Origin of the sequence: Nocardioides sp., assembly GCF_030149505.1 — a bacterium.
Taxonomy (GTDB): Bacteria; Actinomycetota; Actinomycetes; order Propionibacteriales; family Nocardioidaceae; genus Nocardioides.
Map to the genome: position 1 here is coordinate 18,464 of NZ_JASBRN010000072.1, position 24,815 is coordinate 43,278.

The 24,815-nt window shown below is 73.6% G+C and carries 21 protein-coding genes; 9 read left to right on the top strand and 12 right to left on the bottom strand.

Annotated features, from left to right (window positions below):
• Positions 1-106: 106 nt before the first annotated feature.
• The 3 genes from purH to Q1V71_RS15825 all read right to left on the bottom strand — a co-directional run bounded on the left by purH (position 107) and on the right by Q1V71_RS15825 (position 3,728).
• A complete protein-coding gene (gene purH / locus Q1V71_RS15815; RefSeq protein WP_300645008.1) occupies positions 107-1,687 on the bottom strand; it encodes a bifunctional phosphoribosylaminoimidazolecarboxamide formyltransferase/IMP cyclohydrolase in 1,581 nt (526 codons plus the stop codon).
• Positions 1,688-1,795: 108 nt separating this feature from the next.
• Positions 1,796-2,404: a phosphoribosylglycinamide formyltransferase gene (gene purN / locus Q1V71_RS15820; protein WP_300645009.1), complete on the bottom strand. Its 609-nt coding sequence runs from the start codon at positions 2,402-2,404 to the stop codon at positions 1,796-1,798.
• A 91-nt stretch (positions 2,405-2,495) separates the two neighbouring features.
• Positions 2,496-3,728 carry a DUF6350 family protein gene (locus Q1V71_RS15825; protein WP_300645011.1) on the bottom strand — a complete coding sequence of 411 codons (1,233 nt, stop codon included), beginning with the start codon at positions 3,726-3,728 and terminating at the stop codon, positions 2,496-2,498.
• A gap of 50 nt (positions 3,729-3,778) precedes the next feature.
• On the opposite strand from Q1V71_RS15825, the gene Q1V71_RS15830 reads away from it, so the two are divergent.
• From Q1V71_RS15830 to Q1V71_RS15840, 3 genes are all read left to right on the top strand, one after another.
• On the top strand, positions 3,779-5,638 hold the full coding sequence (locus tag Q1V71_RS15830) for a hypothetical protein (protein ID WP_300645012.1): 1,860 nt from the start codon (positions 3,779-3,781) through the stop codon (positions 5,636-5,638).
• Positions 5,639-5,760: 122 nt separating this feature from the next.
• On the top strand, positions 5,761-6,273 hold the full coding sequence (locus tag Q1V71_RS15835) for a SigE family RNA polymerase sigma factor (RefSeq protein WP_300645013.1): 513 nt from the start codon (positions 5,761-5,763) through the stop codon (positions 6,271-6,273).
• Positions 6,266-7,054, top strand: a complete 789-nt coding sequence (locus Q1V71_RS15840) for a hypothetical protein (RefSeq protein WP_300645014.1) — start codon at positions 6,266-6,268, stop codon at positions 7,052-7,054. Before Q1V71_RS15835 ends, Q1V71_RS15840 begins: the two co-directional genes overlap by 8 nt.
• Positions 7,055-7,219: 165 nt before the next feature.
• Here Q1V71_RS15840 and sucD read toward each other — a convergent pair whose 3' ends face one another.
• Entirely contained in the window at positions 7,220-8,104 is an 885-nt protein-coding gene (gene sucD / locus Q1V71_RS15845; protein ID WP_300645015.1) for a succinate--CoA ligase subunit alpha, read from the bottom strand.
• A 17-nt stretch (positions 8,105-8,121) separates the two neighbouring features.
• Positions 8,122-9,288: an ADP-forming succinate--CoA ligase subunit beta gene (gene sucC, locus Q1V71_RS15850; RefSeq protein WP_300645017.1), complete on the bottom strand. Its 1,167-nt coding sequence runs from the start codon at positions 9,286-9,288 to the stop codon at positions 8,122-8,124.
• Between the two features lie 374 nt (positions 9,289-9,662).
• Between sucC and Q1V71_RS15855 the strand changes: the two genes are divergently transcribed.
• Entirely contained in the window at positions 9,663-10,856 is a 1,194-nt protein-coding gene (locus tag Q1V71_RS15855) for a M23 family metallopeptidase (RefSeq protein ID WP_300645018.1), read from the top strand.
• 114 nt (positions 10,857-10,970) lie between these two features.
• Here the strand turns inward: Q1V71_RS15855 and pcrA are convergent, their stop codons facing one another.
• Positions 10,971-13,427 carry a DNA helicase PcrA gene (gene pcrA, locus Q1V71_RS15860; protein ID WP_300645019.1) on the bottom strand — a complete coding sequence of 819 codons (2,457 nt, stop codon included), beginning with the start codon at positions 13,425-13,427 and terminating at the stop codon, positions 10,971-10,973.
• 61 nt (positions 13,428-13,488) lie between these two features.
• The gene (locus Q1V71_RS15865; protein WP_300645020.1) at positions 13,489-13,851 is read right to left on the bottom strand and encodes a hypothetical protein; all 363 of its coding nucleotides are present in this window, start codon (positions 13,849-13,851) and stop codon (positions 13,489-13,491) included.
• A gap of 49 nt (positions 13,852-13,900) precedes the next feature.
• Here Q1V71_RS15865 and Q1V71_RS15870 point away from each other — a divergent pair, with 49 nt between their 5' ends.
• The gene (locus Q1V71_RS15870; RefSeq protein WP_300645021.1) at positions 13,901-15,067 is read left to right on the top strand and encodes a zinc-binding dehydrogenase; all 1,167 of its coding nucleotides are present in this window, start codon (positions 13,901-13,903) and stop codon (positions 15,065-15,067) included.
• Here the strand turns inward: Q1V71_RS15870 and Q1V71_RS15875 are convergent, their stop codons facing one another.
• The 3 genes from Q1V71_RS15875 to Q1V71_RS15885 all read right to left on the bottom strand — a co-directional run bounded on the left by Q1V71_RS15875 (position 15,068) and on the right by Q1V71_RS15885 (position 18,506).
• Positions 15,068-16,480, bottom strand: a complete 1,413-nt coding sequence (locus Q1V71_RS15875) for an APC family permease (protein ID WP_300645023.1) — start codon at positions 16,478-16,480, stop codon at positions 15,068-15,070. It abuts the gene before it with no gap.
• 68 nt (positions 16,481-16,548) lie between these two features.
• Positions 16,549-17,229, bottom strand: a complete 681-nt coding sequence (locus Q1V71_RS15880; protein WP_300645025.1) for a response regulator transcription factor — start codon at positions 17,227-17,229, stop codon at positions 16,549-16,551.
• Positions 17,226-18,506: an ATP-binding protein gene (locus Q1V71_RS15885; RefSeq protein WP_300645027.1), complete on the bottom strand. Its 1,281-nt coding sequence runs from the start codon at positions 18,504-18,506 to the stop codon at positions 17,226-17,228. The genes Q1V71_RS15880 and Q1V71_RS15885 overlap by 4 nt, the downstream gene beginning before the upstream one ends.
• 156 nt (positions 18,507-18,662) lie before the next feature.
• On the opposite strand from Q1V71_RS15885, the gene Q1V71_RS15890 reads away from it, so the two are divergent.
• Together Q1V71_RS15890 and Q1V71_RS15895 are read left to right on the top strand one after the other, a co-directional pair.
• On the top strand, positions 18,663-19,847 hold the full coding sequence (locus tag Q1V71_RS15890; protein ID WP_300645029.1) for a PspC domain-containing protein: 1,185 nt from the start codon (positions 18,663-18,665) through the stop codon (positions 19,845-19,847).
• The gene (locus tag Q1V71_RS15895; RefSeq protein WP_300645030.1) at positions 19,844-20,155 is read left to right on the top strand and encodes a hypothetical protein; all 312 of its coding nucleotides are present in this window, start codon (positions 19,844-19,846) and stop codon (positions 20,153-20,155) included. Before Q1V71_RS15890 ends, Q1V71_RS15895 begins: the two co-directional genes overlap by 4 nt.
• 44 nt (positions 20,156-20,199) lie before the next feature.
• Here the strand turns inward: Q1V71_RS15895 and Q1V71_RS15900 are convergent, their stop codons facing one another.
• The gene (locus Q1V71_RS15900; protein WP_300645032.1) at positions 20,200-21,252 is read right to left on the bottom strand and encodes a glycerophosphodiester phosphodiesterase family protein; all 1,053 of its coding nucleotides are present in this window, start codon (positions 21,250-21,252) and stop codon (positions 20,200-20,202) included.
• Between the two features lie 107 nt (positions 21,253-21,359).
• Between Q1V71_RS15900 and Q1V71_RS15905 the strand changes: the two genes are divergently transcribed.
• A complete protein-coding gene (locus Q1V71_RS15905) occupies positions 21,360-21,854 on the top strand; it encodes a DUF6328 family protein (RefSeq protein WP_300645034.1) in 495 nt (164 codons plus the stop codon).
• Here the strand turns inward: Q1V71_RS15905 and npdG are convergent.
• Positions 21,832-22,521: an NADPH-dependent F420 reductase gene (npdG, locus tag Q1V71_RS15910; RefSeq protein WP_300645035.1), complete on the bottom strand. Its 690-nt coding sequence runs from the start codon at positions 22,519-22,521 to the stop codon at positions 21,832-21,834. The two genes, Q1V71_RS15905 and npdG, sit on opposite strands and share 23 nt — an antisense overlap.
• A gap of 100 nt (positions 22,522-22,621) precedes the next feature.
• Here npdG and Q1V71_RS15915 point away from each other — a divergent pair, with 100 nt between their 5' ends.
• Complete coding sequence (locus tag Q1V71_RS15915) at positions 22,622-24,736, top strand: acyltransferase family protein (RefSeq protein ID WP_300645036.1); 2,115 nt, start codon at positions 22,622-22,624, stop codon at positions 24,734-24,736.
• Positions 24,737-24,815 lie beyond the last annotated feature (79 nt).

Consider the following 24,815-nt stretch of genomic DNA (forward strand, 5'->3'; position numbering starts at 1 on the left):
TCAACGGGCACGTCACCCGTGTTTCGACAGGCTCCGTCGCGGCTTCGTCCCTCAGCCGCGGTCGCCGCTCAACCTTTCCATTCGCGGCCCGGAGCAAGCTCCGTGCCTAATGGAAAAAGTGTCGGGTGCCGGTGAAGTACATCGTCACGCCCGCGGCCTTGCAGGCCTCGATGGTGAGCTCGTCGCGCACCGAGCCGCCGGGCTGGACGATCGCGGTCACGCCGGCGTCGATCAGCACCTGCGGGCCGTCCTCGAAGGGGAAGAACGCGTCCGAGGCCGCCACCGCGCCGCGGGAGCGCTCCTCCCCCTCGGCGAGGGTGTTGGCGCGCTCGACGGCGAGCCTGCAGGAGTCGACCCGGTTGACCTGGCCCATGCCGATGCCGACCGAGGCACCGTCCTTGGCGAGCAGGATCGCGTTGGACTTGGCCGAACGGCAGGCGCGCCAGGCGAAGGCGAGGTCGGCGAGCACCTCGTCGGAGGCGGCCTCGCCGGTGGCGAGCGTCCAGCCGGACGGGTCGTCGCCCTCGGCCTGGAAGGAGTCGCGCTCCTGCATGAGCAGCCCGCCCGAGATCGGCCGGGTCTCGACCCCGCCGCGCTCGAGGTCCTCGCAGACCAGGATGCGGATGTTCTTCTTGCCTTGGAGGACCTCGACGGCCCCGTCCTCGTAGCCCGGGGCCACGATGACCTCGGTGAACACCTCGGCGACCTGCGCGGCCATCTCCTTCGTGACCGGGCGGTTCGCCGCGATCACACCGCCGAACGCCGAGACCGGGTCGCAGGCGTGGGCGCGGCGGTGCGCCTCGGCGACGTCGGCACCCACGGCCACGCCGCACGGGTTCGCGTGCTTGATGATCGCCACGGCCGGCTGGTCGAAGTCGTAGGCCGCGCGGCGGGCAGCGTCGGTGTCGACGTAGTTGTTGTAGGACATCTCCTTGCCGTGCAGCTGCTGCGCACCGGCCAGGCCCGCGGGCCCGTGGCCGGAGCGGTAGAGGGCCGCGGACTGGTGCGGGTTCTCCCCGTAGCGCAGGACTGCCGAGCGCTCCCAGGTGGCACCGGCCCACGCGGGGTAGCCGGCGCCGTCGCTGGTGTCGGTGAGGACGTTGCTCATCCACGAGGCCACCGCCACGTCGTACGACGCGGTGTGGACGAACGCCTCGGCCGCGAGCCGCTTGCGCTGCTCGAGGGTGAACCCGCCCTCGGCGACGGCGGCCAGCACGTCGGCGTACCGCTGGGGAGAGGTCACGATGGCGACCGAGGGGTGGTTCTTGGCGGCCGCGCGGACCATGGACGGCCCACCGATGTCGATCTGCTCGACGCACTCGTCGGGCGAGGCGCCGGACGCGACCGTCTGGGTGAAGGGGTAGAGGTTGGAGACGACGAGGTCGAAGGGCTCGACGTCGAGGTCGGCCAGCTGCTGCACGTGGGAGGCCAGGCGGCGGTCGGCCAGGATGCCGGCGTGCACGCGGGGGTGCAGGGTCTTGACCCGGCCGTCGAGGCACTCGGGGAAGCCGGTGAGCTCCTCGACCTTGGTGACCGGCAGACCGAGGCCCTCGATCAGCTTCGCCGAGCCGCCGGTCGACACGAGGGTGACGCCCGCGTCGTGGAGGCCGCGGACGAGGTCCTCGAGACCGGACTTGTCGTAGACGGAGACCAGGGCTCGCCTGATCGGGACGCGGTTCTCGCTCATGACACTCCTGCAGGGCTCTGCGTCGGACGAGGGGCACCCAGGCGGACGATGCCCCGACTTGTCACTCCCCGGTGGTCACCCACCCGCGCCAGTCGTGTGGGGCGCAGACTACCGGCCGAGCAGGCCTCGGCGCCCCTCGACCCGGAAGCCCTCGCGGGCCATCCGGCCGACGGTGTCCACGAGCATCGCGCGCTCGGCCACCTTGATCCGCTCGTGGAGGCTCTCGACGTCGTCGTCGTCCTGCACCGGCACGACGGACTGGGCCAGGATCACGCCGGTGTCCACGCCCTCGTCGACGACGAAGAGCGTGCAGCCGGTCACCTTCACGCCGTAGTCCAGGGCGTCGCGGGGTCCGTGCATCCCGGGGAAGGACGGCGACAGCGCGGGGTGGGTGTTGACGGTGCGGCCGCCGAAGGCCGCGAGGAACCCCGGGCCGACCAGCTTCATGAAGCCCGCGAGCACGACCAGGTCCGGCTCGAAGGCCGCGACCTTGTCGGCCAGCGCCCGGTCCCAGTGGTCGCGGGACGAGAAGTCCCCGACCCGGGCGACGAAGGTCGGCACCCCGGCGCGCTCGGCCCGGGCCAGGCCCTCGATGTCGTCGCGGTCGGCGCCGACGGCGACCACCGAGGCGCCGTACGCCGGGTCGGCGCACGCGTCCAGGAGGGCCTGGAGGTTGGTGCCGGAGCCGGAGACGAGGACGACGAGCCGTGCGGTCACGCGCCGCAGACTAGGGCCAGCGCGAGGAGGTGACGGCTCGAGGGTTCGAAAGTGACCGTTCGGCGGTGCGGAACTGACGGCTCGGCGGGGCTCAGCGGGCTCGGCGGCGCTGCCAGGCGGTCATGGCGAGCGCGCCGACCAGCCCGCCGAGGGCGAAGGTGGTCAGCGACTGCACCAGGACGTCGCCGACCAGCGGGGAGACGTCGCGCATCCGGCCCGGGCCGACGGCTCCCCCGGCGAGTGCGGTGAGGAAGGTGAAGGCGACGGCGGCCAGCGCCCCGCCCACGCAGCCGCGCAGGGCGGCCTCGTCCCAGCGGGTGGTCGGCGCGGCGCGCTGGGCCAGCGCGACGGCGACGGCAGCGACCAGCGGAGGCACGGCCACCAGGGCGGCGGTCCAGCCCGGCGGGTCGCCGGCGTCCGGCAGGGCGGCGAGCACCGGGAAGACCGGCAGCGGGCCGAGCACGACCACCGACGGGCTGACCAGGGTGCCGGCCCCGACGGTGAAGCCCGGACCGGCGAGGTAGGCGCCGGAGAAGGCCACCGTGTTGGGCAGCAGCACCAGCGCGACCAGCAGGACCAGGACGGCGTCGCCGGCGCCCGAGTGCAGCTGGGACATCACGTTGAGGGCCGTGCCGAGGTCGACGACGAAGGCACCGAGCAGCAGGACCAGGGAGACCACGAGCCACAGCCGGAGCACCAGCCGCGCGGTGCGCAGGGTGTCCAGCAGCATGGGCGGCACGTCGGCCGCCCAGATCGCGGCGCGTCCCGAGCCGGTGGCGACGGCCGCGCCGCCGACCACGGCGCAGAGGACGAGGGACCAGCCCAGCACGGGGGCGGCGTCCGGCGCGCTCGCGCGGGTGGCGGCCAGGGAGTGCGTGACGACCCCGACGACGGCGTACCCCGCGAAGAGCAGGGCGACGGCCACCGGCACGGTCCAGTCCCGCTCGCCGTCCTCGATCCCGTCGGCGTCCGGGCCGTGGCCGGAGACCAGGTCGCCGACCCGCAGCCCGGCCCGCCAGGTGCTCCACGCGGCGAGCAGCGTCAGCCCGAGGGGTACGACGGTGAGCCGGACCCCCTCGACGGCCACCCCCGACCCGTGCGCGACCAGCCAGGCGGTCGCGCCGACGCGCATCCCGTCGCTGGGCGAGCCGTGGGAGCCCGCGTCGGCCAGGAACCAGCCGACCACCCCGAGGGCGAGGCACACCAGCAGCGGGCCGAACGCCGCCAGGACTCCCCCGGTGAAGGCGACGGGGGCCAGCGGCAGCCGCCCGCGGGAGGGTCGGGGGCGGGACGGTCCGGTGGGACGGGTCAGGAGGGAGGTCATGACCCGCCCATCATCACCGCCCTCGGCCGCTCACGTAGGTTGGACTCGCCATGAGGGGAGAAGAGGAGTTCGACGCGTTCTACAAGGACGCGCGTGACCGCCTGCTCGTGCAGACCTTCGCTCTCACCGGTGACGTGCGCGTCGCCCGCAGCGCCGTCCGCGACGCCTTCGTCGAGGCCTGGCACCACTGGCGCAAGGTGTCGCGGCACCCCGACCCCGAGGACTGGGTGCGGCCGCACGCCTGGCAGCACGCCCACCGTCGGCACGTCGCCCGCCCCTGGCACCGCGAGAAGGGCCTGGACCCCGAGGTCGCGGCCACCCTCGAGGCGCTCGCCAAGATCACCCACACCCAGCGTCGCGTGCTGCTGCTGACCCACCTGGCGAGCGTGCGGCTGGAGGACATGGCCCACGAGGTCGGGCTGACCGTCGAGGACACCACCCGCGAGCTGCAGACCGCCACGTCGCAGCTGGCCGTGCACCGCGGCAGCCCCACCACCGCGGTCCCGCTGCTGCTGCGCAGCCTGCTCGAGACCCCGCCCGAGGTCCGCTGGCCCCGCGCCTCGATCATCCGCCGCTCCGGCGCCACCCGGCGGCGTACCCACACCACGATCGGGGCGGTGGCCGCGGTCGCAGCCGTGGCGCTCACGGGCGCCCTGGTCTCCGACCCCGCTGGCGTGCGGCCCACGCTGGACCGGGCCACGGTGGGCACCGTCTCGGCCCCCCGCCCCACGAGCACCCCCGCTCCCGAGGACGCACAGGTGCTGCCCACCAGCGCGATGGTCTCGGTGGACCGGGTCGCCGACCTGCTGCCCGGCCGCGGCTGGGAGGAGACCCGCACCCACGACAACACCTACGGCGACGGCCTGGTCATGCCGTGCCAGCAGGCCAGGTACGCCGACCCGCGGCTCGTCGACGCGCTGGTCCGCGAGATCCGCACGCCCCGCGGGGCGGAGCCCCGGCGCAGCGTCGTCGCGACCACGGAGGCCTCCCGCAGCGCCGCCGCCGCCCGCGCCGCGATGGCCCGGCTCGGCGACTGGTTCGCTCGGTGCGCCGACGGCGGACGCACCCAGCTGCTCGACACCAGCACCGTCCGGGGGCTCGGGGCCGACGCCGTGCAGATCGTCCTGCGCGACTGGGACGACCCGGTCACGACCACCGTCGTGGGCATGGCCCGCTCGGGGCGGTTCCTCGTCACGACCGCGTCCTCGGTGCGCAGCGCCCGGGTCGAGCTCCCCCGGCTGCAGGCCCAGCTGCTGGCGACGGCCGTGGCCGGCGTGTGCGACCTCGAGGGCGGCGGACGTTGCCCCGACGACTCCCGGGCACCCGAGCTGCGCCCCCGCGACCCGCTGCCGGCCGGCGACCCGACGACGATGATCGTGGAGACCGACCTGCCGCCGGTCTCCGGGGTGGACGCCCCCTGGGTCGGCACGGACCCCGAGCCGGTCGGTGGGGACAACGTCGCCGCCACCCGCTGCGACCGCACCTCCTTCGCCGGCCGGGTGGGGGGCCAGCCGATCCGCAAGGCCGCCACCCGCACGTTCCTCATCCCCGAGGCGCGGCTGCCGGTGGAGTTCGGGCTGACCGAGACCGTCGGCCTGCTGCCCGCCCCGCAGGCACGCACCTTCGTCGCCGACATCCGCCGCAAGATGAGCACCTGCTCCGACCGCGACCTCGGCACCGAGGTCTTCACCGCCGCCTCGCGCACCGGTGCGGTCGAGGAGCTCGCGGTCTGGCACGTCACCGTCGAGGTCTCCGAGACCCGCTCGGTGAAGTACTACATGGCCGTCGCCCGCTCCGGCGGCCGGGTGCTGCAGCTCGGCTTCATCCCCGCCCCCGGCGTGGAGATGGACCGCGGGGCCTTCCTCGACCTGGCCGAGCGCGGCCTCGCGCGACTCCGCTCCGGCGCCTGAGCCCGCCCGGGCAGGCGACGCCCGCACAGATTCCCCCGGCGGGGCTGCAACCGACCTGCCCGCTGCGGCGTACACACTGCGAGGACGGCGACGACAGCCGTCCCGGAGACGAGAGCAGGATCATGGACGAGGTCGAGTTCGACGACTTCTACACGACCTCCTACGCCCGCGTCGTCGGTCAGGTGCACGCCATGATCGGCAGTCGCGACGAGGCCGAGGAGTGCGTGCAGGAGGCGTTCGTGCGGGCGTGGGCCCACCGGCGGTCGCTGGACCGCGCGGGCCACCCCGAGGCGTGGGTGCGCACCACGGCGTACCGGCTGGCGGTCAGCCGGTGGCGACGCGTCGTGAAGGGCCGGCGACCGGCCGACCGCGCCCTGGGAGCCGCCACCACCACGGCGCCGCCCAGCGAGGCCCACGTGGCCCTGGTGGCCGCGCTCAAGCAGCTGCCGGAGGCGCAGCGGCGCGCGCTGGTGCTGCACCACCTCGCCGACCTCCCGGTCCACGAGGTGGCCCGCGAGACCGGCGTGCCCGAGGGCACCGTCAAGGCGCGGCTCTCCCGCGGCCGCGCCGCGCTCGCCGCTCTGCTCACCGACCCCACGACCGACACCCTCCCGGGAGGAGCGACCAGTGTCTGACCACGACCCCTTCGAGACCTTCAAGGCCACCATGAGCACCAGCGGCACCCTGCACCCCCTCCCAGCCCACGAGGTACGCCGTCGCGGTGACCGGCTCCGCCGCCGCAACACCGCCCTGGCGGTCGCCGGCGGCACGGTCGCGGCGCTCGTCGCCGTGGGCGTCCCGGTCGCGCTGACCCAGACCGGCGGGAGCACCGACGGCGACGCCGGGCTTGTCGCCACCCAGGGTCCGAGCACGGACGCCGTCGCCTGGCGCGTCGACATCCCGGCGGACTTCCCCCTGGTCGAGGGGCTGCCCGACACCAACGTCTTCTCCGGCACCCCGGTCGAGGCGCGCGAGGGCTACGAGCCCCAGGCGCCCGGGCCCTGCCGCGGGGAGGCCTGGGACGTCACCGGCTCCCTCGACGTGCTCCAGGCGGTCTTCCAGGACACCGAGGGCGGCATCGACCGGTCCCTGGCCGTCTTTGCCGACGACACCGAGGCCGCCGCCCGCATCGACGCGATGGCCGAGCAGGCCGCGACCTGCCGTGACACCGAGACTACCGTGGTGCCCCTGACCAGCGACCTGGGTGAGCAGTCACTGGTCTTCGCCAACGTCTGGGAGGACGGCCAGACCTACCTGCACCAGGCGGTGCGGGTCGGGAACGCGGTGCTCTACACGACCTCGTTCTCCCTGGGCGGCGGCGACCCGGCCGTCCTCGAGGACGAGCGCGAGCGGTCCCAGGACCGCGACTCCGAGGTCATCGCGCAGATGTGCACCTTCTCCGCCGACCCCTGCTGAGCGCCCGCACCCCTGGACGCGACGACGCCCCCGGCCGCTGGCCGGGGGCGTCGTGCTGATCCGAGGATCAGAGGTTCTTCCGGTTTCGAGACGATGGTGGGGGCCTTCGCAGGCTCAGGCCTCCACCATCCCTCAACCTGTCGTCCTCGTCTGGCCTTCGCAGGCTCAGGCCAGGGACGACATGATCTCCCGCATGAGCTCGGCGGTCTCGGACGGCGTCTTGCCGACCTTGACCCCGGCGGCCTCGAGGGCCTCCTTCTTGGCCTGGGCGGTGCCCGAGGAGCCCGAGACGATGGCGCCGGCGTGGCCCATGGTCTTGCCCTCCGGCGCGGTGAAGCCGGCGACGTACCCGACGACGGGCTTGGTCACGTGCTCCTTGATGTAGGCCGCGGCCCGCTCCTCGGCGTCGCCACCGATCTCGCCGATCATGACGATCGCCTTGGTCTCGGGGTCGGCCTCGAACGCCTCGAGGGCGTCGATGTGCGTGGTGCCGATGATCGGGTCACCACCGATGCCGATGGCGGTGGTGAAGCCGTAGTCACGCAGCTCGTACATCATCTGGTAGGTCAGCGTGCCGGACTTCGAGACCAGGCCGATGGGGCCCTTGCCCGCGATGGTGTGCGGGGTGATGCCGGCCAGCGACTCCTCCGGGCTGATGATGCCCGGGCAGTTGGGGCCGATCATCCGGGTCTTCTTGCCCTGCAGGTAGGCGAAGACCTCGGCGGTGTCCTGCACCGGGACGCCCTCGGTGATGACCACCCGGAGCGGGATCTCGGCGTCGATGGCCTCGATGCAGGCGTCCTTCGTGAACGCCGGCGGCACGAAGGCGACCGAGACGTTGGCGCCGGTCTCCTTCATCGCCTCCTCGACGGTGCCGTAGACCGGAAGCTCCTTGCCGTTGAGCTCGACGGTGGTGCCGGCCTTGCGGGCGTTGACGCCGCCCACGATGTCGGCGTCGGCCTGGAGCATGAGGGTGGTGTGCTTGGAGCCCATCCCACCGGTGATGCCCTGGACGATGATCTTGGAGTCCTTGTTCAGGTAGATCGTCATGTCGGTCTCTCCTCGTCTCAGGCGTTCGCCAGCTCGGCGGCCTTGTCGGCCGCGCCGTCCATGGTGTCGACCACGGTCACGAGCGGGTGTGCCAGCTCGGCCAGGATCGCGCGGCCCTGCTCGACGTTGTTGCCGTCGAGGCGGACCACCAGGGGCTTGGTCGCGTTGTCGCCGAGGATCTCCAGGGCGCCCTTGATGCCGTTGGCGACCTCGTCGCACGCGGTGATGCCGCCGAAGACGTTGACGAACACGCTCTTGACCTGCGCGTCGTTGAGGATGACGTCGAGGCCGTTGGCCATGACGGTCGCGTTGGCGCCGCCGCCGATGTCGAGGAAGTTGGCGGGCTTCACGCCACCGTGCTTCTCACCGGCGTACGCGACCACGTCGAGGGTGCTCATGACCAGACCCGCGCCGTTGCCGATGATGCCGACCTCGCCGTCGAGCTTGACGTAGTTGAGCCCGAGGTCCTTGGCCTTCGCCTCGAGCGGGTCGGCCTCCTCGCGGATCTCGAACTGCTCGTGGTCGGGGTGGCGCACCTCGGAGGCGTTCTCGTCGAGGGAGACCTTGCCGTCGAGCGCCTCGAGCTTGTCGCCCTCCAGGCGGGCCAGCGGGTTGACCTCGACGAGGGTGGCGTCCTCCTGGGTGTAGACCTCCCAGAGCTTCTGGACCATCTCGATGGCCTGGTCGCGCAGCTCGGCGGGGAACTTGGCCTCGTCGACGATCGCGGCGGCCTTCTCCGGGGTCACGCCCTCGAGGGCGTCGATGCGGATCTGGCGCACGGCCTCGGGGTTGGTCTTGGCGACCTCCTCGATCTCCACACCACCCTCGACCGAGGCGATGCAGAGGTGACCGCGGTTGGCGCGGTCGAGCAGGAAGGAGAAGTAGTACTCCTCGACCGGCGGGGTCGCCGGGGTGACGAGCACCCGGTTGACGGTGAGCCCCTTGATCTCCATCCCGAGGATGTTGCTCGCGTGCTCGAAGGCCTCGTCCGCGGTCTTGGCCAGCTTCACGCCGCCGGCCTTGCCGCGACCGCCCGCCTTGACCTGCGCCTTGACCACCGTGACGCCACCGAGCTCCTCGGCGGCGGCCTTGGCGGCCTCGGGGGTCTCGACGACGACGCCGAGCGTCGTGGCCACACCGTGCTTGGCGAAGAGCTCCTTCGCCTGGTACTCCATCAGGTCCACTGGTCCACCAGTTCCTCTGTGTCGGATCTCGGGTTGAGCGCCGGCGTCCTGGGCGCGCGTCATCGAGGCGCGCGCGACGCCCCGGGCACACTAGTCCTGCGCGGGCGTCCACGACGAGGCCCCGGGTGGTGGACGTGACCGACGTCATGTGACCGGCGGGTCACTTCGGGTCCGCTCCGACCACCTGCCTCCTAGGCTGAGGCGGTCCAGACCAGTGGCGGCGACCACGCCAGGCGGCATAACGGTTCGGCAACGCCACCCGTTGGTCCACCCCGAGGGGCGGTTTAGACCTCGGCTGCCCAGTCCGTTACAGTCCCGTCTCGCCCGTCCCACCCCCCGGGGTGAACGCCAGCAACGTTCGGAGAGCGCCCTTCATGAGTCCCACCCGAGACGACAGCCAGGCCCCCGGCCTCGGCACCTCGGACGCAGGGACCCCTCAGGACGGCTACGTCGGCCGTCGTCGCGCCGCCGTGTCCGCGCCCGAGCCGCGCACCGCCGACACCGCGCCGTACGTCGGCCGCCGCCGTGCCGCGACCAGCACCCTCGAGCGCCCGGCTCCCGCCGCGCAGCAGGTCGCCCAGGAGGTCGCCGAGGTCGAGCGGCAGGTGGCGGCGTACGTCGGTCGCCGCCGCGCCGAGGCGCCGGCCCCCTCCCCCGCGGTTCCCGCTGCCGCCCCGTCCGCCGACGGGCCCGACACCGCGACGATCGCCCGCGTGCTGTCCGACCTCGAGCCGGCCGACGCCTCGACCTCCTTCGCCGGCGAGGACACCGTCGTGCTCCCGCTGGCGCTCACCCGCGAGGCCGTCGCCGGCCGCCGCCGGGCCGAGCGCCGCGCGACCCGCACCGCCCTCCTGCGCCGGGTGCCCTCGGTCCCTGTGCTGGTCGGTGTCGCTGCGATGGCCGTCTCCGTCGGCGGCGTCCTCACCACCACCACCCCCGACCTCGCCGCCGCAGGCCAGGCCCGGATCGGCTCGGTCGGCGCGCTCAGCGGCTCCGACGGCATCGGTGCGGTCCGCCCGGGGGTCGTCAGCCGCGCCAGCGACCGCGACGCCCTCGGCGACGCCGCCGGCCTGGAGCTCGAGGCCCAGGTCGAGGCCCAGGCCGAGCAGCGCAACGCCGCCCTCGACAAGCTGGCCAAGGCGGCCGAGCAGCGCGCCGGCGTGCTGGCCGACAACCAGTGGGTCCTGCCGCTGGCCGGCTACCGCCTGACCGCGACGTTCGGCGAGTACGGCCTCTGGGCGAACTACCACACCGGTCTGGACATGGCGGCCCCGGCGGGAACGCCGCTCGTCGCGATGGCGCGTGCGGTCGTGACCTCCGCCGGCTACGACGGCGCCTACGGCAACAAGACCGTCTTCACCCTCGAGGACGGAACCGAGTTGTGGTACGCCCACCAGACCTCGATTGCCGTGTCCGTCGGCGACGTCGTGGCACCGGGGGACGTGGTCGGCACCGTCGGCTCGACCGGCAACGTCACCGGCCCGCACCTGCACCTCGAGGTGCGCCCCGGTGGCGGCGACCCGGTCGACCCGCGGGCTGCGCTCATCGCGAATGGTGTGACTCCCTGACGGTGGTCGCCCTCGGTGACCGCGTCACCGGGTCTCGACACGCGAGTCGCGACTTCGTTCCTCAGTCGCGCCGCTCGCTCGACCACCGTCGACGAGTCCGCTGACGCGTCCTCGTCAGAGCTTCTCGACGGGCGCGTAGCGCAGGAGCAGCCGCTTGACCCCGTCGCTGCCGAAGTCGATGGAGGCCACGGCCCGGTCCGCCTCCCCCTCGACGGAGACGACGGTGCCCAGCCCGAAGGAGTCGTGGGTGACCCGGTCGCCGGCTGCCAGTGACGGCACGACCCGGTCGGCCCGCTTGGACTTCGCGGCGGCGTCGGCGCGGGCCGCGGCGGCCGAGAAGTTGCGGCGACCCGACGCCGTGGGCGCCCCGGAGCCCCAGGACCCGGACGGCCCGGAGGAGCCGGACAGGTCCGGGCGCGACCAGCTGGTCTGCGCCGCCTCGGTGCGGCGCCAGTCGACCAGGTCGACCGGCATCTCGTCGAGGAAGCGGGAGGCCGGGTTGTGCGAGGGGGCTCCCCAAGCCGAGCGCACCACGGCACGGGAGAGGTAGAGCCGCTCGCGGGCGCGCGTCACGCCGACGTAGGCCAGGCGCCGCTCCTCCTCCAGCTCGGTCTGGTCACCCAGGGCGCGGGAGTGCGGGAAGACGCCGTCCTCGAGACCGGTCAGGAAGACCGTGGGGAACTCCAGTCCCTTGGCGGTGTGCAGGGTCATCAGCGTGACGACCCCGACGTCCTCGCCGTCCGGGTCGTCGGGGATCTGGTCGGTGTCGGCGACCAGCGCCACCCGCTCGAGGAAGTCGGTCAGGCCGGGCTGCACCAGGCCGGCGTCGACGTCGGCCGGGTCGGCCGAGGGCCCGGCCTGCGGGTCCTCGGCGAACTCGCGGGCCACCGCCACCAGCTCGGCGAGGTTCTCCAGGCGGGTGGCGTCCTGCGGGTCGTCGGACTCCTCGAGCGCGGCGAGGTAGCCCGAGCGCTCGAGGGTGGTCTCGAGGACCACGTCGGCGCGCTCCCCCGCCTCCACCATCGACTGCAGCTCCTGCACGAGGTCGACGAAGCCCTGGATGCACGTGAGCGAGCGGGTGGCCAGCCCCGGCGCGTTGCGGGCCTCCTGCAGGGCGGACCAGAACGAGATCCGCTCGCGCTCGGCGTACGCCGTCACGCAGGCGACCGCCCGGTCGCCGATGCCGCGCTTGGGGGTGTTGAGGATGCGGCGCAGCGAGACCTGGTCCTCGGGGTTGGCGAGCATCCGCAGGTAGGCCAGCGCGTCGCGCACCTCGCGCCGCTCGTAGAACCGCACGCCGCCCACGACCTTGTAGGGCTGCCCGGTACGGATGAACACCTCCTCGAAGACCCGCGACTGGGCGTTGGTGCGGTAGAACACCGCCACGTCGCCGGGCCGTGCGCCGCCGTCGACCAGGGTGTCGATCTCCCCCGAGACGAAGCGCGCCTCGTCGCGCTCGTCGTCGGCGACGTACCCCACGATCCGGGCACCGTCGCCGGCGTCGGACCACAGCCGCTTGGGCTTGCGGCCCTTGTTGTGGCCGATGACCGCGTTGGCCGCGGTGAGGATGGTCTGGGTCGAGCGGTAGTTCTGCTCCAGCAGGATCGTCTGCGCGTCGGGGAAGTCCTGCTCGAAGTCGAGGATGTTGCGGATGTTGGCGCCGCGGAAGGCGTAGATCGACTGGTCGGCGTCACCGACCACCATGAGCTCGGCCGGCGGCACCCGCTCCGCGGCGGGCCCGCCGTCCGCGACCGGCTCCTCCAGCGGGTCGGCGCAGAGGCTGTGGATCAGGGCGTACTGCGCGTGGTTGGTGTCCTGGTACTCGTCGACCAGCACGTGCCGGAAGCGGCGGCGGTAGGTCTCCTTGATCTCTGGGAACGCCTCGAAGAGGTGCACCGTCGTCATGATCAGGTCGTCGAAGTCCAGCGCGTTGGCCTCGCGCAGGCGTCGCTGGTAGAGCGAGTACGCCGCGGCGTAGGTCTCCTCGAGCTTGTTCCTGGCGTCCGCGGTGGCCTGCTCGTGGTCGCGCAGCTCGTTCTTCTGGTTGCTCACCCAGTGCAGCAGCGCGCCCGGCTGGAACTTCTTGGTGTCCAGGTCGAGGTCCTGGGCCACGAGCGTCATCAGCCGCTTCTGGTCCTGGGCGTCGTAGATGGAGAAGTTGGACTTCCAGGTGCCGCCCTCGCGCTCCAGGGCGGTGATCTCCTTGCGCAGGATCCGCACGCAGGCGGAGTGGAACGTCGAGACCCACATGATCCGGGCGCGCCGGCCCACGAGCTCCTCGACCCGCTCCTTCATCTCGGCGGCGGCCTTGTTGGTGAAGGTGATGGCCAGGATCGAACCGGGGTGGGCCCCGCGCTCGGAGATGGTCCAGGCGATGCGGCGCGTGAGCACGCGGGTCTTGCCGGAACCGGCGCCGGCCACGACCAGCAGCGGCGCACCCTCATGCACCACCGCCGCGCGCTGGGGGTCGTTCAGCCCCTCGAGCAGCGCCTCCCGGGAGGGTCCGCCGCGGGCCGCTCGAACGGGCAGGTCGAGGTCGGAAAGGTCCAGGGTCGCGGGGGCGTCATCCATGCTGTCGCCAGCCTACGTCCGCCCGTCGACAGCGCCTGCCGCGGGCCGGACCACCCGGGCGTCAGACCCAGGCGTGCGCCGGGGACCAGAACACCGCCAGCGCCACGTTGAGCACCGACAGCGCGAGGATGCCGGCCCACAGGCCCTGGGGGATGGTCGGCTTGCGGAGGTTGGCCATCACCAGGACCAGCACCACCAGTGCCACGACCAGCTTGACCGCGATCTTGGTGTTGTCCGGCTCCTGGTCGCCGGCCGAGAGGATGCCGACCAGCGCGAGGCCGGTGAGGAAGGCGGTGCCGGCGCCGTCGCGCATGGCCGAGTTGACCCGCTTCTCGCCGGTGCCGGCCTGGGCGAGCAGCCCGCCGATGAGCGCGGCGAAGCCGAGCACGTGCAGGAACAGCAGGATCAGGCGCAGGGTCTCCACGCGCTGATTGTAGCCAGCCTCACCGTGCCGGGTGCGGCAGCATGGCCGCGTGCGCGCCGTGACCTGCCAGGCAGGGGACCTGTCCATCGTCGAGCTCCCGGACCCCGAGCCCGGTCCGGGGCAGGTGGTGCTGCGGGTGCGGCGCACCGGCATCTGCGGCTCGGACCTGCACGCGCGCCACCACGCCGACGAGCTGGCGGTGGTGATGTCGGAGCTGGACTACCACCACAGCATCAGCTCGGGGACCGCCACGGTGCTGGGCCACGAGCTGTGCGGCGAGGTGCTCACCCACGGCCGCAGCACCGCCCGGGCCTTCCCCGAGGGCACCCGCGTCGCGGTCTTCCCGCTGCTGCGCACCTCTTCGGGCGTGCACCCCCTGGGCCTCTCCCCCGAGGCGCCGGGAGGGTACGCCGAGCAGGTGCTCGTCGAGGCGTCGATGCTGCACCGGGTGCCGGACGGCCTCGACGACGACCTGGCCGCCCTCACCGAGCCGATGGCGGTGGCCCACCACGCGGTCCGTCGCTCCGGGGCCGGTCGTCGCGACACCGCGATCGTGCTGGGCTGCGGCCCGGTCGGGCTCGCGGTCGTGCTGCTGCTCAAGGCGCGCGGCGTGCGCACCGTCGTGGCCAGCGACCTCTCCCCCGCCCGACGCGAGCTGGCGCGGGCGTGCGGCGCCGACGTCGTGGTCGACCCCCGCGAGGAGTCGCCCTGGACCGCCGCCCCCGGCCGCGGCTGGCGCAGCACCGCCCCGGAGCTCCTCGACTTCGCCGTCTCGACCATGGAGCGGCTGCGCCGGGTGCCCGGCTGGCACCACGTCAACCGCGCGGCCGAGCTCGTCGGGGCCGCGGACCAACCGGCTCCCGTGGTCTTCGAGTGCGTCGGCGTACCCGGGATGCTGGACCAGGTCATGGCGCAGGCGCCGCTGGCCAGCCGCGTCGTGGTCGTCGGGGTCTGCATGAGCGAGGACCGGGTGCGGCCCTCGCTCGCGGTCAACAAGGAGCTCGACCTGCGCTTCGTCCTGGGCTACACGCCGCTGGAGTTCCGCGACACCCTGCACCTGCTGGCCTCGGGCCGCGTGGACCCCTCACCGCTGCTGACGGGCACCGTCGGGCTCGAGGGCGTCGAGGCGGCCTTCGAGGCGCTGGGCTCGCCCGAGGAGCACGCCAAGATCCTCATCGACCCGACGCTTCCCGGAGCAGGGATCACCCCGCGCTGATCAGGCGTCCGTGAGCGGGCGGTCGCGGGTGCCGGTCAGCTGCTCGATGACGAAGAGGACCACGCCCACGGCGACCAGGCCCGCGCACCACAGCAGCGAGGTCGGGTCGTCGTAGATCGTCCAGGCGAGGATGGCGGCGTTGCCGACCAGGCCGACCACGAGCAGCGCGGTGTTGGCCCGGAACGTGCGCTCGTCCTCGTCCTGGCCGCGCAGGCGGAGCGCCGAGACGATGACCAGGCCGTAGATGAACAGCAGGAAGAGCACCGTCACGGTGGCGAGGCGGCCCACCAGGTCGAGGCCGACGCCCGACTCGGTCACCAGCGTGCCGATGACCAGCAGGGCGATCACGACGACCGCGCTGAAGACCAGGCCGACCCAGGGGCTGCGCCGCGCGGAGTGCAGGCGGCCGAAGGCGTCGGGGACGATGTCCTCGCGGGCCATGCCGTAGAGGATGCGCGGCTGCGTGACGACCGCGACCAGCGTGGTGTTGAAGATGGCGACCATCGCGATGACAGCGAAGACCGTGGCGAGCAGGCCGGTGTCGATCGGCAGGATGCCCGACTTCACGACCTCCAAGAGCGCGGGCTCGGCCTCGGCGAGCTCGTCGGTGGACACCGTCAGTGCGGCGGCGACGGAGACGAGCACGTAGACCACGCCCGCGACGGCCATGCCCCCGATCAGCGAGCGCGGGAACGCACGGTGCGGGTCGACGGTCTCCTCCGCGACGTTCGCGGTGTTCTCGAAGCCGGTCATGGCGAAGAAGGACAGGGCCACACCGGCCAGGATCGCGAGCGCCGGGCTGCCGTCGGCACTGAAGTCGGTGAGCACGCCGAAGTCGGCGTCGCCCGAGGCCACGTGCCACACGCCGATGACCATGATGATGACCAGGCCCAGGACCTCGACGAAGGTCATCAGCATGTTGACCACGACCGACTCGGTGATCCCGACGAAGTTGATGACGGTCAGCACGAGGACGAAGGCGATCGTCACGAGCAGGGCCGGCGGCGCGGACCAGATCTCGGCGAAGTACGACGCGAACCCGGTCGCCAGCGACCCGGCCGCCGCGAAGCTGGCCGACAGGAAGCTGACGGTGATCAGGAAGGTCAGCGCCCTGCTGCCGAACGCCTTGTTGACGTAGAGCGCGGCACCCGCCGCCTGGGGGTACTTCGTCACCAGCTCGGCGTACGCCGACCCGGTGATGGCCGCGATGGTCACGCCGACCGCGAAGGCGATCCAGAAGGCCCCGCCCACGGCGGCGGCGACCAGGCCGATGAGCACGTAGATGCCCGAGCCCAGCACGTCGCCGAGGGTGTAGAAGAAGAGCTGCCGCCCGGTGATGGACCGGGTCAGCTCGTGGTCCGGGGCGTCGGGCTTCGTGGTGACCGGACCCTCGGCCATGGCGTCGGTGCTCATTGGGGGCCACGTACCCGGCGTACGTCGGCGCTCAACCACCCGCGGGGGTGGGCCCGGTCGTGCCCGGCTCAGAGCAGGCGGCGGTCCGAGGCCCAGCGGGTGAGCTCGTGGCGGGAAGAGAGCTGGAGCTTGCGCAGGACCGAGGACATGTGGGTCTCGACGGTCTTGATGGAGATGAACAGCTCCTTGGCGACCTCCTTGTAGGCGTAGCCGCGGGCGATCAGGCGCATCACCTCCCGCTCGCGCTCGGTGAGGCGGTCGAGGTCCTCGTCGACCGCCGCGACCTCGATGGAGCCGGCGAAGGCGTCGAGGACGAAGCCGGCCAGCCGCGGGCTGAAGACCGCGTCGCCGTCGGCCACCCGCTGGATCGCCGAGACCAGCTCGGGGCCGGTGATGGTCTTGGTGACGTAACCCCGCGCTCCGCCGCGGATCGCGCCGATGACGTCCTCGGCGGCGTCGCTGACGCTGAGGGCGAGGTAGCGCGGTGACCCGGACGTTGCGGCACCGGCCGAGGCGGACGTCCGCCGCATCACCTCGACACCGCCGCCGCCGGGCAGGTGCACGTCGAGCAGGACCACGTCGGGGGCGTGCTGGGCGATCGCGGCGACCGCGGTGTCGACGTCGGCGGCCTCGGCCACCACCTCGACCTCCGCAGCCCCCGCGGCGACCAGCTCGGCGCGCACCCCCGCACGGAACATGGCGTGGTCGTCGACGACCACGACGCGGACGGGCCTGGGGTGCACGGTCACGGGCTCTCCTCGGGTGACGTCTGCTCAGGGGTGCGGGGCAGGTGCAGGCGCACCTCGGTGCCCTCGCCCGGGGCGGTGCGGATCTCGGCGCTGCCGCCGTGGCGGAGCATCCGGTCGATGATGCTGCCACGGACCCCGAGCCGGTCCGCGGGCACCGCGCCCAGGTCGAACCCGGTGCCGCGGTCGCGGACGAAGACCTCGACCGCGGCGGGCCCGACCTCGGCGTACACGTCCACGCGGCCGGTGCCGGCGTGCTTGGCGGCGTTGGTGAGGGCCTCGCGGGTGGCCGCGACGAGAGGCTTCAGCGACTCCTCGAGGGGGCAGTCCCCCACCGCGACGACGTCGATGCCGACCCCGTGGGCGTCCTCGACCTCGGCGGCGGCCGCCCGCAGCGCACCGGCGAGGCTCGTGGCGCCGGCTGCCTCACCCTCGAACAGCCAGGAGCGCAGGTCCCGCTCCTGGGCACGCGCGAGCCGCGCGACCGTGGGCGCGTCGTCGGCGGCCTTCTGGATCAGGGCGAGCGTCTGCAGCACCGAGTCGTGCAGGTGGGCGGCGACGTCGGCCCGTTCCTGGGAGCGGATGCGCGCCTCGCGCTCCGCGCTCAGCTCACCGGCCAGGCGGTAGACCCACGGGCCCACCACGACGGCCAGGGCGGCGATGCCCAGCAGCGCCGCCACCAGGACGCCCTGTGCCTGGCCGTCCCCGCCGGAGTCGAAGCCGACGATGAAGACCGCGGAGACGAGCAGCGCAGCCCCCGCGGCCACCCGGAGGTACGCCGCCCAGCCGCCCGGCCCCATCAGCACCCGCAGCGGGTCGACCCGGCCGGTGGAGTCCAGCCAGCGCTCGCGCTGGGCCTCGTCCGCCTGCCGCCACAGCAGGGCCACCCCGGCCAGGCCGATGGCCACGGGCCAGAAGACCGCGCCGCGACCGAGGGTCACCTCGAGCAGCAGCACCGCCCCGAGGCCCAGGGCGGCCAGGGCGACGACCGGGCCGAGGTCCTGGAGGCGCCGGGTGCGGCCCGGGCGGCGCCCGCCGCGGGTGGCGCTGGCCAGGCCGGGCGCCTCCTCGTGCGGGCGCGGGTCGACCGGCAGGACCAGCCAGAGGCCGGCGTACATCGCCACGCCCATGCCGCCGAGCAGCGCCGCGACGAGGAACGCCACGCGCACCCACAGGACCGGCACGGCCAGGTGGGTCGCGAGCCCGGCGCAGACCCCGCCGAGCACGGGCTCACGGGTGTCGCGGTAGGCCTTGCGGGGCATCGGGCTGGTCTGCGTCATGGCTCCCTCGTCGTCCCGCTCATCGTCACACAGCGCGGGTGCGCGGCGGGGCCGTGCGGCCCCTGGCTCGACCCCGGTCCGACCCCGGCCTCCCCCGACCCAGGACCAGGGTCGACCCCGATGGTGCGCGGCCCGGCGGAGGTCCAGGCTGGTGCCATGACCGAGACACCCCTGCCCCCGGCGCCCGGCTCCGAGGGCCCCCGCACCGACGGCCCGCGCACGACGGCCCAGGAGGCCCGCGACCTGGGGCGGATCCGACGCTCCACCACCGACCGGAAGGTCGCGGGCCTCGCTGGCGGGCTGGGTCGCCACCTGGACGTGGACCCGCTGCTGCTGCGCGTCGCCTTCGTCGTGCTGACGTTCTTCGGCGGCGCCGGCCTGATCGTGTACGCCGCGGGCTGGCTGCTCGTGCCCGAGGACGACGGCAGCGAGGCCGCGGTCCGGCTCGAGGACCGCACCCGCGGGGTCGTGCTGGCCGTGGTCGGTGTCATCGCCGGCATCTCGGTCGTCGCCGAGCTGGCGGGCAACGCGTGGGGCCCGTGGTTCCCGTGGCAGCTGGTGGTCGTGGCGGTGGTGGCGGCCGTGCTACTGAGCCGCAGGGACGGGGGCTACCCGGCACCGACGCAGCCGGTCGGCGGACCGGCTGCTCCGGCGGGCGCCCCGGTGGGCGGCCCTGCGGGGACGGCCGGCCCGGCGTGGGGACCGCCCCAGGCACCCCTGCCGGTGGTGCGCGACCCGCGCCGCCGCGGCCCGCTGCTGCTGTGGACGACGCTGGCGCTGGTGGCGATCGCGGAGGGCATCCTGATGTCCGTCGACCTCTCGGGGGTGGCCGTCGCCGACGGCGCCTACCCGGCCCTGGCGCTCGGCATCATCGGCGCCGCCCTGGTGCTCGGTGCGTTCTTCGGGCGGGGCGGCGGCCTGGTGCTGGTGGGGCTGCTCGTGGTGCCGGTGCTGCTCATCAGCACCCTCGAGGACCGGATCGGCGGCGACCCGCTGCGCGAGACCCCCGACACCGCGGCGTCGGTGGACCCGGAGTACCGGATGGGCGTGGGTGAGCTGGTCCTGGACCTGACCGAGGTCGCGGACCTCGAGGAGCTGGACGGTCGGGTCCTCGACATCACCGTGCAGGTGGGACGGGTCGAGGTGGTGGTCCCGGAGGAGGGGCTCACCGTCGAGGCCTCGGCCCGGATCGGCGGGCCCGGCGAGATCACGGTGTTCGGCGAGGAGCGCGGCGGGATCGAGACCCTGGTGCGCGAGGACCACGACGGCGGCCCCGGCAGCCCGGTGCTGGTGCTCGACGCCGAGACCAACCTGGGCGAGATCGTGGTGAGGACGCAGTGAGCGGGCCGGCCGACCACACGACGTACGACGACACGACCCGCGGCGAGGAGCAGTCGATGACGGAGCAGGAGCACGACGGACGACCCGGCCTGTGGGCCGCGGGCCGCCACCCGGTCAACACCGGGCACCTGGTGATGGGCCTGGCCTTCCTCGGGATGGTCGGCATCTGGGCCCTGGTGGCCAGTGGGGTCGCGGACGCCGAGGACCTGCGCTGGCTCAGCCCGCTGCCGTGGCTGCTGGCCGGGGCCGGCGGGCTCGTGGCCGCCACCGTCTCCAGCGCCTCCCGGCGCGACCGCTGGCGCGACTGAGGCCGGACGGGCAGGACTTCCACAAAGGAGCTGCCCGCTCGGCCTCACGCAGGGACGTCGGCGGGGCGTTCGTCCCGGGCGGCCACACAGGTCGCCGGGTGGTCGGTGATGAGCCCATCGACGCCCAGGTCGAGGAGCAGGGTGGCGTAGCCGCGGAGGTCCCCGTGGCCGGAGCGGTCGTGGCCGCGGAAGGGACGCGGGAGGAAGCGGTCCTCCGCGCGGAGCGTCCAGGTCCGCACCTCCAGCCCGTGGCGGTGGGCCCGGTCCACCAGTCCCGTGGGCACGACCCGGTCGCCGAGGTCGCGGGCCAGCAGCGAGTGCCGCGGACCCAGTCCGGTCGCGTAGTCGGCGACAGCCGCCAGTCCGCGCGGGGAGACGAGGTCGGCGAAGGTGCGCGGGTCGCCCGCGGCCGCCAGGTCGGCGGGGCGGGCGCGCAGGTCGTCGACCAGCTGGACGAGCGGCACCCGGGTCCGACCGGCGAGCGAGGCGAGGGCAGTCGGCTCGAAGCCCATGACGCTCACCGGGGAGTCGGGACGGTCCAGGTCGTGACGACGCAGGTCGTCCAGGAGGGCCTCCGTGGGATCCAGGCCCCGCGCCGCGGACGGCGCGACGTCCTTGAGCTCGACGAGCACCCCCACCTCGCGTCCGTGCGAGCGCGAGCTCTCCGCGACCAGCCCGAGGACCTCGTCCAGGGTCGGGACCGCCAGCAGGCCGTCGTACGCACCCGAGGCGGGGCGCTGGAGCGGCCACCGCTCCCGGGCCCTGAGCAGTCGGACCTGCTCGAGCGTCAGGTCCTCGACGAACCAGCCCTGCACCCGCCGTCCTGCGACGACGCGCTCGCTGCGCAGGTGCGCCAACGCGGCGCGCCGCGCCACGTCGGTGGTGGCCGACAGGTCGCTCTCGTGCCGAGCGACGAGGACGCCGTCGGCGGTGCTGACGACGTCGACCTCGATCGCGTCGGCACCGAGCGCGAGGGCGTGGCGGTATGCCTCGAGCGTGTGCTCGGGCCGGTGGCCACTGGCACCGCGGTGCCCCGCCACGGAGGCGGCGAGGACGGAGGAGGTGGTGGTCGATCGGGCGTGCGGCACGAGCGTCACGACCACCACGTTCCTCCGCACGGGTGTCCCGGCGGTGCACGGCGGGGCGACACGCGGGTGAACGTCCCGTGAGGAACGGGTGGACCAGTCCGGCGGAGGATGCCTCCGTGGACGAGGACGGGCGGCGGGAGACCGAGGACGAGCGGTCGGACCGGAAGTGGGGCGACCTGCTCCAGGAGATGCGGGTCATGCAGACCGGGACCCAGCTCATCGCCGGGTTCCTCCTGACGCTGCCCTTCCAGGGCCGCTTCGAGGAGCTCGACGGTTACCAGCGGGGGCTCTACCTGGCGGTGGTGCTGGTCGCGCTGGTCACCACGGACCTGGTCATCTCACCCATCGCGGTGCACCGGCGGCTGTCGGGCCACCACGTCAAGGACCGCCTCGTGGCGCTCGCCGACGTCGCCGTGCGCGGCGTGCTGGCCGGCATCGGGCTACTCATCGTGGGCATCACCGTGCTGGTCGTCGACGTCGTGGTGGGTCGTGCCGCCGGCCTGCAGGCAGGCGGCGCGCTCCTCGCGATCGTCGTGGCCCTGCTCGTGCTGCTGCCCGAGTGGGCGTTGCGGCACGTGCGGCCGCGCGTCAGTGCGCGTCGAGACCGGTGATCCGCACGCCCGCGTGCGTCTTGTACTTCCGGTTGATCGAGATCAGGACAGCGGTGAACGGCTCGAGCTGACGGGCCAGGCGGAGCTTGCCGCCGTCGATGCCGCGCCGACCGGTGACCGAGGCGGCCAGGTCCATCGCGACCTCCTTGGCCTCGACCACGTCGCCGACGACGAGCACGTCCTCGTCGAGGAACTCGTCCTCGCCCCACAGCAGCACCGCGGAGACGTTGTGGAAGGCACCGACCACGGTGGCCTCGGGCTGCAGGCGCTGGGCCTCCTCGGCCGCCGATCCCTCGCCGCCGTCGACGACGCGCCCGTGGGCGCCGCGCTTGTCGAAGGCGAGCGGGTTGACGCAGGAGATGACGGTCTTGCCCGCGAGCGGCAGCGAGGCGACGAGCTCGTCGTGGCCGTCGTAGGGCACCGCCAGCAGCACGACGTCGGCCTGCTCGCAGGCTTCGGCGTTGCTCGCACCGGTGACCGCTCCGGCACCGCTCACGTCGGCGAGACGCGCGGTGACCTCCTCGGCCACCGGGACGGCCTTCTCCGCCGCGCGGGAGCCCAGGACGACCGTGTGCCCGGCCTTGGCGAAGCGGTAGCCCAGGCCCTTGCCCTGGGGGCCGGTGCCCCCGATGACGGCGACGCGGTAGGAGGTCTGGGTCTCGCTCACGGATGGTCCTCTCGAGGGGGCGGGTGCCGAGGTCGAGACGGATCCTCCCACCCGCGGTCAACAGCGGTCCGCGAGCCTCGCCTGTTGGTACCGTCGGGCCGTGGCGAGCGGCTTCCGTGGGGACGTCCAAGGGCTGCGTGCCGTCGCGGTCCTGGTCGTCGTCGCCGCGCACGCCGGCGTCCCGTTCCTCCCCGGCGGGTTCGTCGGGGTCGACGTCTTCTTCGTCATCTCCGGCTTCCTGATCTCCGGTCTGCTCTACGCCGAGCTCCGCGAGGGCGGCACGCTGTCGCTGGGCGACTTCTGGAGCAGGCGGGCCCGACGCATCCTGCCCGCGGCCACCCTGGTGCTGGTCGTGACCGTGGTGATGTCGCTGTTCTGGACCACCCTCATCGATGCCCGCGACCTGCTGGACGAGGCGCTGTGGTCGGCGCTGTTCCTCGCCAACGTCCACTTCGCCCAGCAGGGCGTCTACTACTTCGCCGCAGAGACCGGACCCTCGCCGCTGCAGCACTACTGGTCGCTCGCGGTGGAGGAGCAGTTCTACCTCGTCTGGCCGCTGCTCCTGCTCGCGCTGGTCGCGGCGGCGCGGGTCGTGACCCGCCGGGGCAAGCAGCAGCGGCTCCCCCGCCGTACCGTGCTGGTCGCGCTGGTGGTCGTCGCCGCCGCGTCCTTCGCGTGGTCGGTCCACACCACCGCCACCTCGCCGGCGTCGGCGTACTTCTCCACGCCGGCGCGCGTGTGGGAGCTGGCCGTCGGCGCGATCACCGCCCTGGTCGCTCCCCTGCTGGCGCCGCGGCTGCCGCGGGCGGTGGGCTGGGTGCTGTCGATCGGCGGCCTGGTCGCCGTCGGGGCGGCGGTGGTGGTGATCGACGAGGCCACGCCCTTCCCCGGGTACGCCGCCGCGCTGCCGGTCCTGGGCACCGCTGCCGTCCTCCTCGCCGGCTCCGCCGCGGGCCTGCTCGCCGCGCCCGTGCGCTGGCTCCTGGACAACCCCGTCATGCGGCGCGTGGGCGACTGGTCCTACTCGCTCTACCTCTGGCACTGGCCGGCCCTGGTGCTCACCGAGCGCAACGCCGGCCGCCCCCTGACCGCCGTCGAGACCGCCGTCGTCGTGCTGGTCGTGGTCAACCTGGCGGCCCTGACCTACCGGTTCGTCGAGCAACCCTTCCGCACCGGCACACCGGCCCGCCGCCTCCGCTCGCGCCGCCGCCTGTCCCTGGCGCTCTACCCCGCGAGCCTGGCCGTGGTGGCCCTGGCGTGCGCGGGCAGCTGGTGGTGGACCGGCGTGCAGGGCGGCGAGCGCGGCGACAACCCCGCCATCGCGGCGGCCGCTGACGTCGCCGTGCTGGACGACCACGAGCGCACCGTGGCCCTGGTGCGCGCGTCCGTCGAGGCCGCGCGCAACCAGGTCGACATCCCCAGCGACCTCACCCCCGACCTGCTGACCCTGCGCAGCTCGATCGCCGACGTGGGCGCCTGCGACTACGAGGACGACGACGTGCGCGCCCTCTGTGCCCGGGGCGACGTCGACGGCGACCGCACCCTGGTGCTGCTCGGCGACTCCCACGCACGGGCCTGGATCCCCGCGCTGGACCGGATCGCCTCCGACAACGGCTGGCGCGCCTACTACCTCGTCAAGCCCCAGTGCCCGGCCGCCCACGTGGTCGTCGCCCCGGTGCGCGAGGACGTCGTGTTCACCGCGTGCGAGGAGTTCCGCGCCTGGAGCACCGCGACGGTGGCCGGACTCCAGCCGGACCTGGCGATCGTCGCCTCCTCCCCACCGGTCAACGGCGTGTGGGTCGACGGCGAGCACCGCGAGTCCCTCGACGACGTCGCCGACGTGCTCGAGGAGGGCTACGACGCGCTCTTCGACGACCTGCAGGACTCCGCCGCCCGCACCGTCCTCATCCGTGACGTCCCCAAGGCCGGCCACGACCCCGGTGACTGCCTGACCAGCTCCCGGCCCAGCCTCCTGGACTGCATGTTCACCCCGGTCGAGCGCTCGACCCTGCTGGGCGACGTGGCGGTGAAGTCGGCCCTGCTCCACTCCGCCGACGTCGTCGATCCCACCCCGTGGCTGTGCTGGCAGGACCTCTGCCCCGTGGTCATCGGCGGCACGCTCTCCTACCGCGACACCGACCACCTCACCACCGAGTACGCCGCTGCACTGGCCGGCGCACTGGGTCGGGCCATCGGGCTGGACGACGGCTCCTGAGCGGCGTTCCACCGCTCCCCAGCGCACTGTGACACTGCTACTGTCACGGTCGATCCAGAACCGTCCACCACCTGCACGG